Raw genomic sequence first — 14,418 nt, 5'->3', positions numbered from 1 at the left:
CCACTCCGTGGCCCGGGAGGCAACTCCGTTGCCTCTGGCCTGGATCGCTCCGCGATCCAGGCACGGCCCCCGCTCCGCGCGGGCCTAAAACGGCTCGCTAGAGGGGGAGGGGTGACCGGGCGAAAGGTGACGGCCCGCCAGGAGACAGCGTGGCCCCAAAAATGCACGAAAGCGGTTCGAAGCGGTCGCCGACCATCAACCAGGGTCACCAAGCTATCAGTTCTGGCCAACTTCGGGCAAGAGGTCAGATGTCTGTGCGTCAAAGTTCTCTGCCAGGTAGCTTATGGAGTGACGGCCCACCCCCGCTACGGGGCAGGACCACCGATCTACCCCTGAGTTAGAGGGGGGTCTCATGCGCAGTGAATTTCACTTCTCAGATCACGAATACGGCACGGATGAAGGGCGGAATTCTCGATGAGTGGTCAGTCTCTTTTCCCGCATCAGGTGGAGGCGGTTGACGCCATTGCGCGGGTGCTGCAAGTGCCTGCGGGTGGGGATATGCCGCCGGAGGGTCTGCGCACGCAGGTCATCGCGGCCACCGGGTCCGGCAAGACCCTGATTGCCACAGCGGCGGCGCAGCGGCTGGGGGCGCGGCGGGTCCTGGTGCTGGTGCCGACGCTGGATCTGTTGGTGCAGACGGCGTCTGCGTGGCGTGTGGGCGGTCGTGCGGGGGCCATGGTGGGGGTGTGCTCGCTGCGTGCGGAGGATTCCCAGGGTGTGCCGTGCACGACGGACGCGCGGGAGCTTGCGGCGTGGGTGGCCGGCCTCGACGTCGTGACCGTGTTCGCGACGTACGCGTCGGTGGGGCAGGGCACTCTGCAACGGGCTCACGCGGCCGGTCTGGGTGCGTGGGACCTGATGGTGGTGGATGAGGCGCACCGCACCAGTGGGGACGGCTTGAAGCCGTGGGCGGCCGTGCATGATCAGCAGCGGATTCCGGCGGCGCGGCGGTTGTACATGACGGCTACGCCCCGGATCTGGGAGGCCTCCGACCGGGGGGCGGACTCGGAGGATGGTGAGGGGCGGCTCATTGCGAGCATGTCGCCGGATTCGCCGATCTTCGGTCCGGTGGCGTATCGGCTGACTCTGTCGGAGGCGGTCAGTCGGGGGTTGGTGGCGCCGTATCAGGTGGTGTGTGTCGACATCAGCGACCCCGAGGTGCACCAGGCGTATGCGGGCGGGGACTTCGGGTCGGAGGCGGTGCGCGGGGCGCGGCTGGCGGCTTTGCAGACGGGGATGCTGACGGCGGCGGTCGAGGAGCAGCGGCGGAAGCTGCTGACGTTTCACAGTCGGGTGGCGGAAGCGGAGGCCATGGCGGCGGGGGTGCCCGCTGTGGCTGCGCGGCTGTGGGATGAGGATCCGCGGCGCTTCCCCGCGCCGGATCGGGTGTGGTCGAACTGGCTGTGTGGGGAGCACACCCCGGGGCACCGGCGGGCGGTGCTGGCCGAGTTCGCGTCCGACGTCATCGACGAGCGCGACCAGGACCACGAGCACGACCAGGGGCAGGGTGGGGCGCGGTTGCGTCCGGCCGCACTGCGGGTCCTCAGCTCCGTGAAAGTCCTGGGTGAAGGGGTCGACACAAAGAATTGCGATTCCGTCGCCTTTTGTGATGCGCGGGGGTCCATGGTGGATATCTCGCAAATGGTCGGGCGTGCGCTTCGTATGCAGCCGGGAGAGGGTAAGATTGCCTCTTTGATGGTGCCGGTATTTCTCGCTCCGGGTGAAAGTCCGGATGAAATGCTGACCTCGACCGCGTACGGGACCCTCGCGAAGATCCTAGCGGCGCTGCGGGCGCACGACTCCGAGACGATCGAGGCGCTTGCCGACTCCCGCCCGCGTAGCGGGAGTTCGGCGGACGCGGCCGATGACGTCCAAGACGGTGGCGACGTCCTGGACGACGTCGAGGCGGTCGACGTCGACGACGAGTCGAGCGAGCCTGCGCAGAGCGCGGGCGCGGGGGCGAGCAGTCCGGCGCGGGAGTTGCTGAAGTTCTCCACCCCGCGCGATCCGGCGCTGCTCGCCCGGTTCATGAGTCTGCGGGTGATCGATCCCGAGAACCAGTTTTGGCGGCGCGGTATCGAGGCGTGCGTCCGCTACCGCAAGGAGACCGGTGCCGCGTCGCTGCGGGTGCCGTACGACTTCGTCACCCCGCAGGACTGGGCTCCGGCGGGGTTTCCTCTGGGGACGTGGCTGGCGGATCAGCGGCGGTTCGCGAAGGCCGGCTCCCTCGCCCGCCCGCGGGTGGAGCAGCTGGACGGGCTGGGCATGGTGTGGTCGCACCAGGACGTTGCCTTCGAGGAGGGGCTGTCTGCGGCGCGGGCGTGGGCGGCGGCGCACGGGCATTTCCTGCCCCCCGCCACCGCGGTCTGGAACGGCTACCAGGTCGGGGCGTGGGCCAAGAACCTGCGGGCGGCGGCCAAGCTCGCCGACCAGGTCGAGGAGCAGCGCGCGGCGGGGCAGTCGGTCGAGCGGGCGGCGGGAGCTCTCACGCAGGCGCGGCGGGATGCGCTGGACGAGATCGATCCGGGGTGGTGCCCGGCGTGGGATGTGGGGTGGCAGCGCTGTTTCCGTCTGCTTCAGGAGCACCTGCGCGCGGGCGGGAGCATGCCGGGGGCGGCGGGCGAGCTGGTTGTGCAGGGCGAGGATCTGGGCCGGTGGGCGTACGCGCAGCGGCTGGGATGGGATGCCCTGGTTCCCGCACAGCGGTGGTTGTTGCACAACGTGCTGGGCCTGGAGGCGGCGGGCGAGGATGAGCGGCCCGCGAAGCGGCGTACGCAGGACGACAAGTGGGCGCTGAACATGCGGGCTGCGCGGGCGTTTCATGCGCGTGAGGGGCACCTGCGGGTGCCGCGTAAGCACGTCGAGCTCCTGGACGCCGATCCGGATGCGAACGGGGCTCAGGAGGGCGTACAGGGCGTTCCGGTGCGGCTGGGGACCTGGCTCGACAACACCCGCAAGCGTGCCGACAAGCTCACCGGCCAACGGCGGGCGGACCTGGCCGCGCTGGGCGTCGCGTGGGCCGCGGAACAGTAGGACGACAGACAGGGCCCGCACCGACGATCGGTGCGGGCCCTGTTTGCTGCATGTGCGCGCCGTCGTGGCCCGCGCGGGACCGGCCGCGCTCACACGTCCGGTCCCCATGGCTTTCTGCGGAGCATCCTGCTCGCCGCTGTCTCCGTCGATCCCTCACACGAGTGACTGGGGCGGGTCGGCGTCAGGGCCCGGACATGACGAAGATGATCTCTACCCGTCCGGTGTCGCTGCCCGGGGCGGGCTCGTGGACGCGGTAGAGGATCGCGATGCGGTCGCCGGTGTCGGTCGTGGGCGCCGTGGCGATCTGGCGGAGTTCGGCGCCTGCGATGGGCTCGCGGCTGCTGTGGGGGTTGCGCGGGTCCACGGCGAGCTGATCTAGCACTGTGTGGACGGCCTTGCGGCCGGGGCCGGTGAGGTGCGCGAATTCCGCGTAGAGCCGGGGAGGCACTTCGACTTGCCACTCAGTCACGCGATGCTGCCCGTCCGTCCAGGTGGGCCCACAGCTCGTCGACGGGCCGTGTCTGGCTGGTGCCAGCGAGGGAGGCGGCCACGGCGGCGGCCACCTCGGGGCGGGTGGCGAACGCGACGGTGCGGCGTGCCTCTGCGAGGACGTCGGCCTGGTCGCGGCCGAACCGGGCGGCCTCGTATCGGGCGTTGAACGCGGCGAGGGCTACGGGGTCCACCACGGCGAGCGCGGCACGGAGTTCGGCAAGCGTCTGCGGGCCCTCGTGCGCCTCCAGGCGGTGCGCATCGGCGTAGGCCTGCGGGGCGGGCTCGTGCGGTAGCGCGGACATAGGGACCTCCAGTGGTGATGCCGTCTCCACGGTACGCGGTCGGCCGGTGCCGGGGCAGGGGGCCCGCAAACTGCCGCGCAGGGAGGGTCAGGAGCGCGGCGGTGCGGGGCGCCGGGGCCGTGCGCGAGGCATGTCCCCGCGCTCCATCTCCACGCCAGCCGTCGGCTGCGCGGTACTGCCGTGCGCCATCCGCAGCCCCTCTTGCGGCCACTCGTACCGGCGCGTGGTGACCGACGTGTCCCCGTACAGATCCACTGTCACCTGGTAGATCACGCGCCCGTCCGCCCAGTCCTGCCGGGCCTGCACGGAGGCATGCCTCCACCGTCCGCCCGCCCAGACCTCCAGCGCCGGCCGACGCCCGGCAGGCCACGTACTGACGGTGGGCTCCGGCCCGTCCGAGGGACGCCACGGACGAGCCTCAGACGGCTCGGGAATGTGGGTCGCGCTCATCCGTCGAGCGTATCCGTCGACCCGGGCCACAAGGCCCACCACCCGACCCGGGAAGGGGGAGCGGCCCCGGAGTCCAGACTCCGGGGCCACGCTTTTACATCCGCTGTCAGTGCCCGTGCGAGAACCTCTGATCTGCTACTGCGCGTTGTGGATGCCAGGTGTCCCCGGGCCGAAGTCGGGCGGGAACGCCATGTTCCACAGCTTTAGCCACCCTCCGGGGTCCTCCGGGGACGCCCCGCGAACATGTGCAGCATTGCCGGTACGCATCCCCAGTAGATCGAGCCCGCTTCGCCCGGGGTGAGCTGTAGTCACGTGCTCGTGAGCTGCGGCCATGATGGGGGCGATGGGGTCGGCCAGCAGTACCGCTTGTGTTGACCCCTGGCATCCCCGGCATTGAATCCACGCCACTTCAAGGGTCGTCGTCACTTGCGTCGTCATGCCCAAACAACGAATGCCCTTAGTGGAAAGGTATGGGCTCCACGTGCTCCGGGAACTCGGTGTGACCGATGACGGGTCTTCGCGCAGGCACTCACCGGACCCGTTTCGTGCACGTCACCGGAACCTGGCCCCCGCGGACGAGTCGCCAGTCCACCCCGTCTCGACCGCACTTGTGGTAGCCGTAGCCGCTGCCCCGGACATTCGTCGACACGCACGACCGCACCCGGTCCCCTCGGCGCAGGTAGTGGTCGACGGGGTCAGACGCCACCGCGTGAGACCGGTTCGAGAGCGGACGCCGAACGGCGACCCTCTTCCCGGTGATCTTGTAGAGCGGGCACGGCCTGGCGGCCACCGCCGTGGCCGCGCTCGCTGCCCGCACATCGGGCGCCACCGTGGGCGCGGCCGTGGCCGAAGGAGCGGACAGAGCGGCGGTTGCAGCAACGGCCGCGAGAGCCAGCGTGATCATTTTTCGCATACCGCGACAACGCTGTTGCCCTCGGGGGAAGCACGGGCTTCCATCCGCGATCACTCCTACGTGCTCCCCCTGCGTCAGTCACCGCGCATCATCGGGCCCGGCACCACACATCTACGGGATGAAACGCCCTCAATTACCGCAGGCTGGATGGAACTTCAAGCCTCGAAGTCAGTATGGTGACGCAATGGCCTCTCCATACCCTGACGGCGACCGGGAAAAGGTGGCTTCAAAGCTCCCTCGGACGCTGCAACAAGAGCTGAAGATCCGCTGCGCCGAACTCGGCCTGGACATCCAGGACGCTGCGACCGCAGCCGTTACCGACTGGCGCGCCAGTGACGGCCCACATGCCAGCATTCCCACCACGGGCGCCAAGTCCTTCTCCACCTGGCTCCCGCAGGGCATGTATGACGAGTTCAAGGAGACCTGCGCCGCCCGCGGCGTCTCCTACATCCAGGGTTTGGCACAGAGCATTCGGGCATGGCTAGACGACAATCCGTCACCCGAGCAGCTAGGTCTGCCGACCTCCCCACGCAGAATCGTGGTGTGCAACCAGAAGGGTGGCGTGGGGAAGACCACCCTTTCCGCAGGCGTCGCCGAAGCGCACGCTGAGCCGCAGAGCGTCGGCGCGCGATGCCTGCGCCACTTCGTCGAGAACCTGACCGACGGCGAACTTGAACGATTCAGGCGTACCCGAGAGCAGCTGTTGGCCGTGATTGCCGACTACACGGCAGGCGGTCAAAGGGTGCTGCTCGTCGACTACGACCCGCAGCTTCACCTCAGCAACCAACTCGGTATCCCACCCATCCCTGTGGGCAAAGAGAGCCTGGTCTCACACATGACGGGGGAGGCTCGGGGGGACATCAGGGATCTTCCTGTTGCCCTCGACGATGATCGGTTCAGCGGCCGGCTTCACGTGCTGCCCGGGACCCGCGGGGGGTTCCTCCTCGACTCCAAACTGGCGCTTACCGCAGCGCAGTCACGCGGTTTCCAAAAGGAAGCGGCCTTGGAAAGTGCGTTGCACCCCCTAGAGGCCGACTACGACGTCATCGTCATCGACGCACCCCCCAGTCTGGGCCTGAGCATGGACGCTGGCCTGTACTACGCACGGCGACGCCGGAATGAGAAACCTGGACGCTCCGGGGTGCTCGTACCTGTGCAGTCGGAGGACAGCTCCGCCGATGCCTACCAGATGTTGGTCGAGCAGATCGACGACCTGGAGGACGACCTGCGCATTGAGATCGACCGTCTCGGCATCGTAGTGAACCTTTTCGACCCCCGGCGGGGCTATATCGCCACGTCCTCACTGGAGGAATGGCACAACGTGGAAGATCAGAATGTCATCGCGGTGCTGGATGACCTCAAAGAACAGCGGGAGACAGTGCGCCTCAAAAGGCCTTTGCTGTCTTACGAACCTGAGAGCAAGCAGGCGAACATCATGCGGCTGATCGTGGCAGGGGCAGGCAAGTGAGCAAGAGGGATCAGCTGGGGCGTGGAGCCTCGTTCAGCACCCGTTCCGGCCGCAGTGCCCGCCGTGACGCAATCGAGCAGACGATCAGCGGGAGTGGTGGGGGTGACACGAAGGCAATCACGGACCTGCCCGTTCCCTCGATCAGTGACAACCCCGACAACCCGCGCAATCACCTGCGCAACCTTGATGAAATCGTCGAATCAGTGCGCGAAGTAGGTGTGATCCTGCCCATCGTGATCGGCACCGTAGACGCGTACGTCCGCCGTCGTCCAGACCGCGCCGACGACCTGGACGACGGCGCCGAGTACGTCGTCATCGACGGTCACCGCCGCCTTGAGGCGGCACGCCGGGCCGGGTCAGCGACCATTCCCGTGCGAGTGGATGACGACCGACTGAGCAACGACGAAAAGCTGCTCGAATCGGCCTTCATCGCGAACTACCACCGCGAAGACTTGACCGACCTGGAGCAAGCCAACGCCCTCAAGCAGCTGGTCGACTACTACGGCTCACAAACAACAGCATGCAAGCGGCTTTCCATGTCGGCGTCAACGCTCTCCAGCAAGCTGTCACTCCTCAAGCTCACCCCGGAGCTACAGAAGGACCTGATGACAGGCAAGCGGACGGCAGAGCACGTTCGTAATCTGAGCAAGCTCCGACCCGAAGCACAGAAGGCGAAGGCCGACGCTAGGGCCGCTGCGTCACGCCGACGGCCACGCAAGCAGGAGACTCCGGCGCCTGGCGATTTTCACGGCGTGAATAATCACGAAAAGGTAACGGGGCAGCATGGGGCGCCCATCCCAGCTCCTGCCGCGAGCGGCGCGGGGTCCGTCCCCGAACCCCGCGAAGCGGACGCGGCAGACCCGCAAACACCGAAGCTCTTCCCCTACCGCAACGGGGATGAGGCCGCCACCTTGATCCTCTTCAAGATGCCTCCGGAAGAACGCGACAAGCTGTGTGACGCGCTGCTCCGCGATCGCGAGAAGCGAGCAGCGACCGCGTCATAACCGTCGCTACGAGCCGTCAGCCTGCCGGTCTGCCCGGGCGCGAGTCACAGCGAGTGCGTCCGGATCGGAGACCGGACACGACTCGCGGCCCTGGGCACGGAGCCATGGCACGCCGACGATCGCACACACTGGGGGAGCCGCCAACCACTGACGTTTAGTCAGAGCGACACCCCCAGCAGCTAGCTCGACGCATCGGTTCGACGTAGGCCAGCCTCCACAAGGTCCCGCACTGCCCGGATGGGACATAGGTCGCCCGGAGCGTGGGGCGGGACTGCCCAGTGCGTTCCTGGGGGTGCGAGCCGGTCCACCCGAGGAACCCCCACGAAACTCCCCTGACTCAGGAGCGGGGCGACGGAGGGTCCGTACTGCCAGAGTCGGCGCGGGGTGGGCGGTACGAGGGCGTAGCACGCCATGCCGAACGCGTCCACGATCACCGGCCCGCCGAGCCTCAAGAGTGCCGCGTCTACGGGTGCGGTGAGGTCGCCTCCGGCCGCAGCCGCAGCGTGCACGAGGTCAGCGGGCAGGCGCACCGCAGAGACGCGGTGCCCGCATGGGAGCAGCGCTACGCCCCGCTCTGACCACTCGTGCCATGCGGTGGCCGCGCCCGGGTCGGTCTGCGACGCGGGGTGGGTGGCGGCCTGGTGGGCGTGTGCCAGCCAGTCAGCGGCTGCGTCGTGACTCGGGGTCGAGGTCACAGCTCACCCGCCTTGATGAGTTCGGCACGGGTGCGTCCCGGGATCAGGGTCTCGGGGTCGCGTACGGGCCACTCCTCGCGGCCCTTCGCGCGCAGCCAGATGACGCCGCCTCGAATGTCCGTGACGATTGCGCGGGTGTGCCCTTCCGTCACCTCGTCGCCGACTTCCGGGAGCTGCACGGCCGTCACTCCCCGACCTTGATCTTGAATTCGGCCCACACGCGCTTGCCCCACGGGCGGGGTCCGGTGCCCATCCGGTCGTAGCCCCATCGGTCGGTGAGAGCGTCGACCAGGACCAGGCCGCGGCCGCCGATGTCGTGCAGGTGGGGGGTGCGTTGCTGGGGGAGCCGGCGGGCGGCGTGGTCGACCACGGCCAGGCGCACCCACTGGTGACTGGGGCGGTCGATGATGATCCGGATTGCCGGTCCGGTCCCGTGCCGGATCGCGTTCGTGACCAGCTCGGTGAGCACCAGGGCGCCAGCCTCCACCTGGTCGTCAGACAGGTTCCATGCGGACAGTGCCGCGTGCGCCATGCGCCGGGCATCGCGGGCGGCTTGGGGGGCCCGGTCCCGGCTCACGTTGTAGCCGGGGTGGTCCGTGCTGGGGGTGCGTTCTGCGGTCATGCTGGTCATCGCCAGACCTCGCGTCGATGGTGGGATGACCGACCGTAGGCGCGGCTGGGAGAGGCAGGGGGTACTCCCGCTACCCCCTGCCGAGGGGTAGTCCCACTACCCCTATGCGGCGACGCCGAGTTGACGGGCGAGTCCGCGCGCGTCTTCGCGGACCAGGGCGCTGTCATCCTCCGACAGCTCGATAGCCATGTGGCGGGCGAAGGTGTTGAACTGCGCCGTCTCCGGGGAGGCCTTATACGCCTTGCCAAGCAGGCTCACGACGGACACGGCTTCGCCCTTGAGTCGGTGTGCGCGCGCAATCTCGATCAAGTGGAAAGAACGTCGCGTAGCCGAGGGCATGGTGCCGAGGTCGATGTGCGTTGCCTCGTCGACCGCCGCACCGGTCCTCACTAGGTCGTTCTGCATGGTGATCGCGTAGGCGTCGACCATGGCCTTACCGAAGATCAGCCACGGATGCGCGTAGCTCTCCCCGAGACGGTCCGCGGCTTCGTCGGCCGCGTTCCAGTGCCGTTCGGCGCTGCCCTTCTCGCCGATCTTGGCGTAGGACAGGGCGGCGGCTAGGTGCAGTAGCCCTGTGAGCGCGATGTCTTCGGCGCCCTGGTCCTGGATGAGGAGCTTGGTCGTGCGCATCGCGAGATCCACGCGCGCTTCGGACGCTTCGCCCGCGTCGCGCCAGACGTGGTTGAGGTACCAGGCTGCGGCCGCCATCGCGTGGGGACTGTCCGCGTCCTGAGCCGCCGTCATCGCACGGTCACCGGCGAGCATGATCAGCTCGGGGGCAGGCTGGAACGACAGGTAGAGCTGGATCAGGTGGTAGGCCTGCGCGAGCGCGACCTGGGCCCGGCGCCGGTCGGAACCCTCGTGGGCACGGGCGGCATGCTGGAGATCGGCGAGGAGCGGGGGCAGCGTGGTCGCGACCCGCGACCGGTGGTCCCCGATGCCGTGCCATGCCTGCCATGCCTGCCTCACCCGATCCTCAAGTACGCCCGCGGGCACGGGCTCTTCGTCGCGGGGGAGTACGGGGTAGGCGGTCAGGGCTTCCTTGACGTGAACCAGCTGCGGGTGAGCGGACCGGGTGTAGATCGCGGATGTCACGCGCTCATCTCCAGTGAGCTCGGACAGGTCGTCGACTCCGAGCACTTCCGCCAGCCGCAGGAGGAGACTCCATCGGGGCATGCCCATCCGACCCGTCTCGATCGCCTTGACCCATTCCGGGCTGCGACCGACGAGGCCGGCCACCACCGGCCGCGACTTGCCCTTACGCTCCCGTGCCCGTCGGACCCGCTGACCGAACGTACGCGGTTCATTGGCCTTGTCCGTCATGGTGGTCTCCGTTCTGACGTCGCACTCAGGACGGTACTCGCGCACCCAGACGCGGTGACACACTTCGGTCCGTTCTCCACACAAGAGAACGGCCAGTCTTCAGTCCAGAAACACGAAAAGCCCCGCTCCTGTTGGGGAGCGGGGCTTCAGCGCGTTAGAACCTGTCTTCAAACTGGTGCGGGGGCTGTTAGCCAGCGAACCGCGCCAGTGCGATAGTCCAAGCCCCGACCAGGGAGAACAGCATCATCAAGCACACGGCGGGCGCCGCGTTGTCCGTGAGGCGGCTCAACTCCCCGCGCTTAGAGCGATCCGCCCACCAGGCGAGCGGGGCTAGCACGGCGAGTACTCCGACCAGGCACCCGACTGCGACGAACCACTGTCCGGCGTCCGCACCTGCGATCCTCTCGCCCACAGCGAAGACGAGCACGCCCGGGATGACCCCGAACAACATGACCCCGGTGCCGAGAAGAGTCGGCCACATCTGGGCAAGCTGGCCGCGATCTGTGGGAGTGTCTGTGGTCATGGAGCGATCCTAAGAACGTAGGGCCTGGCGGAGACATCCGTACTGGTACTCATTCGACTTCCTAACTTAGAGATCAGACGGAAGTTCCTTGCCGGTGCCTGCGTCGTATGCGCGGCCGGTGGGGGACAGTCGAATCTCCTTAGCCGCGGCTCGGGCGTCCTTCTTCCAGGTCTTGCCCCCAACCGCAACGCGGACCGTCACGTCAGCGAGCGGGTCCGTCACCGGAACCATCACCTCAGGATCCTTCGGGTAGTAGCCGTCCTTCCGGGTACTGACGGCGCTCTCCTTGCCAGCGTCGAGACGCAGATACTTCGCGTCCTTCTCGAAGAAAGAGCGGAGCTCCACGATCACGTGGTCACGATCCTTGGTCCAATGGGCCACCACGTCGGCTTTGACGCCGTCGATCCTGATCTCTGCGCCTGAGCGGCCCTTGTACGCCGCGGCCTTCTCCTGACGCTGCTTGTCGTCCTGCTTGTCGTCGCCGCTCTGCCATACGCCGATCAGCGCAGTGGTCAGGACCGCGCTCGCAGCGACGTAGGGCCAGATGCGGCGGCGGGGGTGCGCGGGGGTTTGCCCTCCGGTGGGTTCCGGGGCGGGGGACGCGACTGGTTGCGGTCCGCGATGCCACTCAGGATCCGTGTCCGCCTGATTGTTGTCATCGGCCCACCAGTCGACGTCTTTGCCCATACGGATCACGCTAGCGCGCAGGTGGGCGGCCTGGACGGGGTTTCCGCCGAGCTCTGCCATCCGGGCCCGGGTCGACAGCCAAGCCGTGGCCTCATCTGAATGGATGCCGTGGGCCAAGATGTCCTCGCGCTCGCCGAGGGCGGCCAGATCGGCGGCCTCGCTCATCCGTCCTTCCTGTGCCGCCTGGATGACGTCGTAGTGTCGAGTGTCCAGCGGCTGACAGTCCACGAGGTTGGGCGGCATCTCCCAACCCCACCCCTCATCTGCGGCGGGCGTCTCGTCGTCGTCCACGTGCAGGACCTCGAAGAGGTCGAGGTCGTCGGGCTCCCCTTCCTTGTCCTCATCCTCCTTTGCCAACGTGACGACGTCGGTGGCGTCGGGCTCGCTGTCGACGTCGACAGCGGGGGACTGCTGTGCGCGGCGGCGACGGGAAGAGGTGTCAGTCAGCTTGATCTCGTCGGCGCTCAGGACTGTTTTGACGATGTCGACGTAGTGCGGTCCCACCTTCCAGACGGCTTGTCCGGGGTCGAGATTCGGGATCTCATCGACGACCCACGACGGCAGTTTCAGGATGGTGCCTACGATGCGCGCCTCTTCGGGGCTGAGCCGCCCGATGTGGATGACCTCGCAGAGACGTGCCAGGTCCTGCGCCTGCCCTTCCCCAAGGTCGCTGATGGTGTGCATGAGCACGTCCAGGGACAGGGCCGCTTTGCGGCTGTTCTTCAGCAGTCGCTGGATCAGTCCGCTGGTCGCGGGTGACAGCAGGATCTGCCACGCCTCTTCGAGCACCAGGTGACGGTGGACAGCGATGGACTGCGGCAGCCATACGTGTTCGACCCAGCAGCACACCGCCGCCATCAAGCTGGGAATGGCGGGACTGTTGCGGTCCAAGCGGCTGAAGTCGAAGGAGAGGATCGGCAGGTCCGTCTCGGGGAGGTCAGCCTCCCTGCCGTCGAACAGGCCCCGCAGGCTGCCTTCGGTGTAGCGGCTCAGGGCGATAGCCGCATCTACGCCCCACTCGGCCAGCGTGGCCGCAGGCCACCGTCCGTCCTCGGGTGCGATCAGGGCATCGACCAGGCCCGGCAAGTGACTCGCCTTGGGGTGGTTCAGAGCGTGCTGGAGCGCGTGCGTGGACTGCGGAGTCAGGGCCCCCGGCTCGACGGCGAGGATCAGCGACCGCACCAGCTGCTCACGGACTTGAGGAGAGAAGAGCGAGCTGCAGGGGTTCAGGGTGAACTGGGACGCGTCGATGACACGGCCGTCCAGGGAGCGGGTCAGAGCCGCCCACTCGCCTGCCGCCGCGTCTTCCCCGAAGCTGTCGATGACGACGTACTGGTGTCCGTTCTCCCGGATCTCCCGAGGCGCGCGGACCTTACCCGTGGTCGACTTCCCGGAACCGAGTCCGCCCATTCCAAGGCTGTTCGTGGACGGCAGGATCTCTTGGTCCACCATGACGGGCGACAGATGGAAGGGGCGCCCGTCCAGCAGGCTGCGGCCGATGGGGATGCCGGGGAACGTCGTGGCGGAGGCGACCAGGGGGGCCGTGATCGCCGCGTGGGTGGCGGGCAGACGGATCATCAGAGAAGTGCCCCTTTCCGGGTGCGGGCGCCGTGTGGCGTGGTCATCAGGTGGGCGCGGTGCTGCTGACCGGTCAGCCAGTCCAGGGTGATCCGGTAGCGATCGGCGGTCAGGGAGGTCTGCCACCGGGCATCGGAGACGCTCTCGGGGCTGTCGCCCCACACCGTCAGGTAGGCGTCCAGGTCGACCAGGGACGCGCCCTGCACGATCGCGTCACGCCGGGTCTCGCCTGCCAGTGCCTGCGCCTCCGCCTTGATCTTGTCCGTGGTGAATGCCCCGGACGCCGCTTCACGCCACTTCGCGTCCCGGCGAGACTGACTTGCCGTCAACGGCCTGTACAGCACCGCAAAGGAGCGCTCAGGCACGGTGCCGTCGGCTTCACGGGCGTTGGCCAGCAGCAGACGCGGCATAAGATCGCCACTAGTCTCGTCGGGCCATCCGGTGATCCTGGCCGTGGCCGCGTACCGGCCATCTTCCAGGGCGACCCATCCGGGCCCGCGGTCGGTCACGGCCGCCACCGCGTCCGCCTCGACCTCAAGGAGCAGTCCTCCGAGTCCGGCGAACTCACCTTCAAGCGTGTTCAGGATGCGCTCGGGATCACCGGCCAGCCCCTTGGGCACGTGCACGGACAGGGTCTGCGTGTGCACGGTGCAGTCCGTGGTCTGCGCGTGGTGGGTGACGTGGACCTGGATGCCCGCCGTGCGGGCCTGCGCACCCGTGAACGTGAGCGCGCGCGCCAGCATGGCATGAAACCGCGTCCGGGTCTCCTGATCCTGCATGGTGCCGTGGTCAGGATAGAAGGCCCATGTACGGGAGGCTCCGGGCGCAGTGGTCATGGAGCTGGGGGCGGTGCGCTCGCGCAGGTACCGGTAGCCAACCGTCGCCCACCGGGCGAGCGAACGGGGCCCGGGGGCGAGGTTGAGCATGCCCGCTGCGGCACCGACCGCGCCGAACATCCAGACAGGCGGGGTAGCGAGCAGGGACGAGGCCAGGACAGCGCCGCCCGCGCTCGCGTTCAGCTTGGTGAGCATCGACTCAGCAGGGGACAGTCCGCGCTGGATGGCAGGGATGCGGTAGCCGGGCGTCAACGAGTACACGAAATCTCTCCTGTTCAGGGGGCCGACCGGTGAAGAACGGCCCGGCACGGGGTGGCAGGTGGTGGGGTTGGGGGCCGGGTCCTGGGGGGGGGGGGGGGGGGGCGGGGGGGGGGGGGGGGGGGGGAGGGGGGGGGGGGGGGGGGGGGGGGGGGGGGGTGGGGGTGGGGGGGGGGGGGGGGGGGGGGGGGGGGGGGGGGGGGGGGGGGGGGGGGGGGGAGGGGT

The 14,418-nt window shown here is 68.3% G+C and carries 12 protein-coding genes; 3 read left to right on the top strand and 9 right to left on the bottom strand.

Going from position 1 to position 14,418, the window contains the following annotated elements:
• Positions 1 to 414: 414 nt before the first annotated feature.
• Positions 415 to 3,033: a helicase associated domain-containing protein gene (locus AC07DO_RS39770; RefSeq protein WP_479067405.1), complete on the top strand. Its 2,619-nt coding sequence runs from the start codon at positions 415 to 417 to the stop codon at positions 3,031 to 3,033.
• A 181-nt stretch (positions 3,034 to 3,214) separates the two neighbouring features.
• Here the strand turns inward: AC07DO_RS39770 and AC07DO_RS39765 are convergent, their stop codons facing one another.
• The 3 genes from AC07DO_RS39765 to AC07DO_RS39755 form a co-directional block, all read right to left on the bottom strand.
• A complete protein-coding gene (locus AC07DO_RS39765; RefSeq protein WP_479067403.1) occupies positions 3,215 to 3,502 on the bottom strand; it encodes a hypothetical protein in 288 nt (95 codons plus the stop codon).
• Positions 3,495 to 3,827, bottom strand: coding sequence for a hypothetical protein (locus AC07DO_RS39760; protein ID WP_479067401.1), 333 nt, complete (start codon positions 3,825 to 3,827; stop codon positions 3,495 to 3,497). Before AC07DO_RS39760 ends, AC07DO_RS39765 begins: the two co-directional genes overlap by 8 nt.
• Before the next feature lie 87 nt (positions 3,828 to 3,914).
• Complete coding sequence (locus AC07DO_RS39755) at positions 3,915 to 4,133, bottom strand: hypothetical protein (protein ID WP_479067399.1); 219 nt, start codon at positions 4,131 to 4,133, stop codon at positions 3,915 to 3,917.
• A gap of 1,241 nt (positions 4,134 to 5,374) precedes the next feature.
• Here AC07DO_RS39755 and AC07DO_RS39750 point away from each other — a divergent pair.
• Both AC07DO_RS39750 and AC07DO_RS39745 read left to right on the top strand, forming a co-directional pair.
• Positions 5,375 to 6,658 carry a ParA family protein gene (locus AC07DO_RS39750; RefSeq protein WP_479067397.1) on the top strand — a complete coding sequence of 428 codons (1,284 nt, stop codon included), beginning with the start codon at positions 5,375 to 5,377 and terminating at the stop codon, positions 6,656 to 6,658.
• Entirely contained in the window at positions 6,655 to 7,662 is a 1,008-nt protein-coding gene (locus tag AC07DO_RS39745; RefSeq protein WP_479067395.1) for a ParB/RepB/Spo0J family partition protein, read from the top strand. Before AC07DO_RS39750 ends, AC07DO_RS39745 begins: the two co-directional genes overlap by 4 nt.
• Before the next feature lie 691 nt (positions 7,663 to 8,353).
• Here AC07DO_RS39745 and AC07DO_RS39740 read toward each other — a convergent pair.
• From AC07DO_RS39740 to AC07DO_RS39715, 6 genes are all read right to left on the bottom strand, one after another.
• The gene (locus AC07DO_RS39740) at positions 8,354 to 8,536 is read right to left on the bottom strand and encodes a hypothetical protein (protein WP_479067393.1); all 183 of its coding nucleotides are present in this window, start codon (positions 8,534 to 8,536) and stop codon (positions 8,354 to 8,356) included.
• Positions 8,537 to 8,541: 5 nt separating this feature from the next.
• Positions 8,542 to 8,988, bottom strand: a complete 447-nt coding sequence (locus AC07DO_RS39735) for an ATP-binding protein (RefSeq protein ID WP_479067391.1) — start codon at positions 8,986 to 8,988, stop codon at positions 8,542 to 8,544.
• Positions 8,989 to 9,090: 102 nt separating this feature from the next.
• Complete coding sequence (locus tag AC07DO_RS39730; protein WP_479067389.1) at positions 9,091 to 10,311, bottom strand: helix-turn-helix domain-containing protein; 1,221 nt, start codon at positions 10,309 to 10,311, stop codon at positions 9,091 to 9,093.
• Positions 10,312 to 10,498: 187 nt separating this feature from the next.
• Positions 10,499 to 10,834 (bottom strand): hypothetical protein, encoded by a 336-nt coding sequence (locus AC07DO_RS39725; protein WP_479067387.1) that lies wholly within the window; start codon positions 10,832 to 10,834, stop codon positions 10,499 to 10,501.
• 66 nt (positions 10,835 to 10,900) lie between these two features.
• Complete coding sequence (locus AC07DO_RS39720; protein WP_479067385.1) at positions 10,901 to 13,099, bottom strand: hypothetical protein; 2,199 nt, start codon at positions 13,097 to 13,099, stop codon at positions 10,901 to 10,903.
• A complete protein-coding gene (locus AC07DO_RS39715) occupies positions 13,099 to 14,196 on the bottom strand; it encodes a hypothetical protein (protein WP_479067383.1) in 1,098 nt (365 codons plus the stop codon). Before AC07DO_RS39715 ends, AC07DO_RS39720 begins: the two co-directional genes overlap by 1 nt.
• Positions 14,197 to 14,418: the final 222 nt, after the last annotated feature.

It is taken from the genome of Streptomyces sp. NPDC045678 (assembly GCF_056432085.1).
The sequence above is the reverse complement of the archived record's forward strand: the minus strand, read 5'-3'. Positions and strand labels throughout refer to the sequence as shown.

Coding starts and splice junctions, on each gene's coding strand:
- AC07DO_RS39770 (WP_479067405.1), top strand. CDS start 415: ATGAGTGGTCAGTCTCTTTTCCCGCATCAGGTGGAGGCGGTTGACGCC.
- AC07DO_RS39760 (WP_479067401.1), bottom strand. CDS start 3,827: ATGTCCGCGCTACCGCACGAGCCCGCCCCGCAGGCCTACGCCGATGCG.
- AC07DO_RS39750 (WP_479067397.1), top strand. CDS start 5,375: ATGGCCTCTCCATACCCTGACGGCGACCGGGAAAAGGTGGCTTCAAAG.
- AC07DO_RS39735 (WP_479067391.1), bottom strand. CDS start 8,988: ATGACCAGCATGACCGCAGAACGCACCCCCAGCACGGACCACCCCGGC.
- AC07DO_RS39730 (WP_479067389.1), bottom strand. CDS start 10,311: ATGACGGACAAGGCCAATGAACCGCGTACGTTCGGTCAGCGGGTCCGA.
- AC07DO_RS39725 (WP_479067387.1), bottom strand. CDS start 10,834: ATGACCACAGACACTCCCACAGATCGCGGCCAGCTTGCCCAGATGTGG.
- AC07DO_RS39720 (WP_479067385.1), bottom strand. CDS start 13,099: ATGATCCGTCTGCCCGCCACCCACGCGGCGATCACGGCCCCCCTGGTC.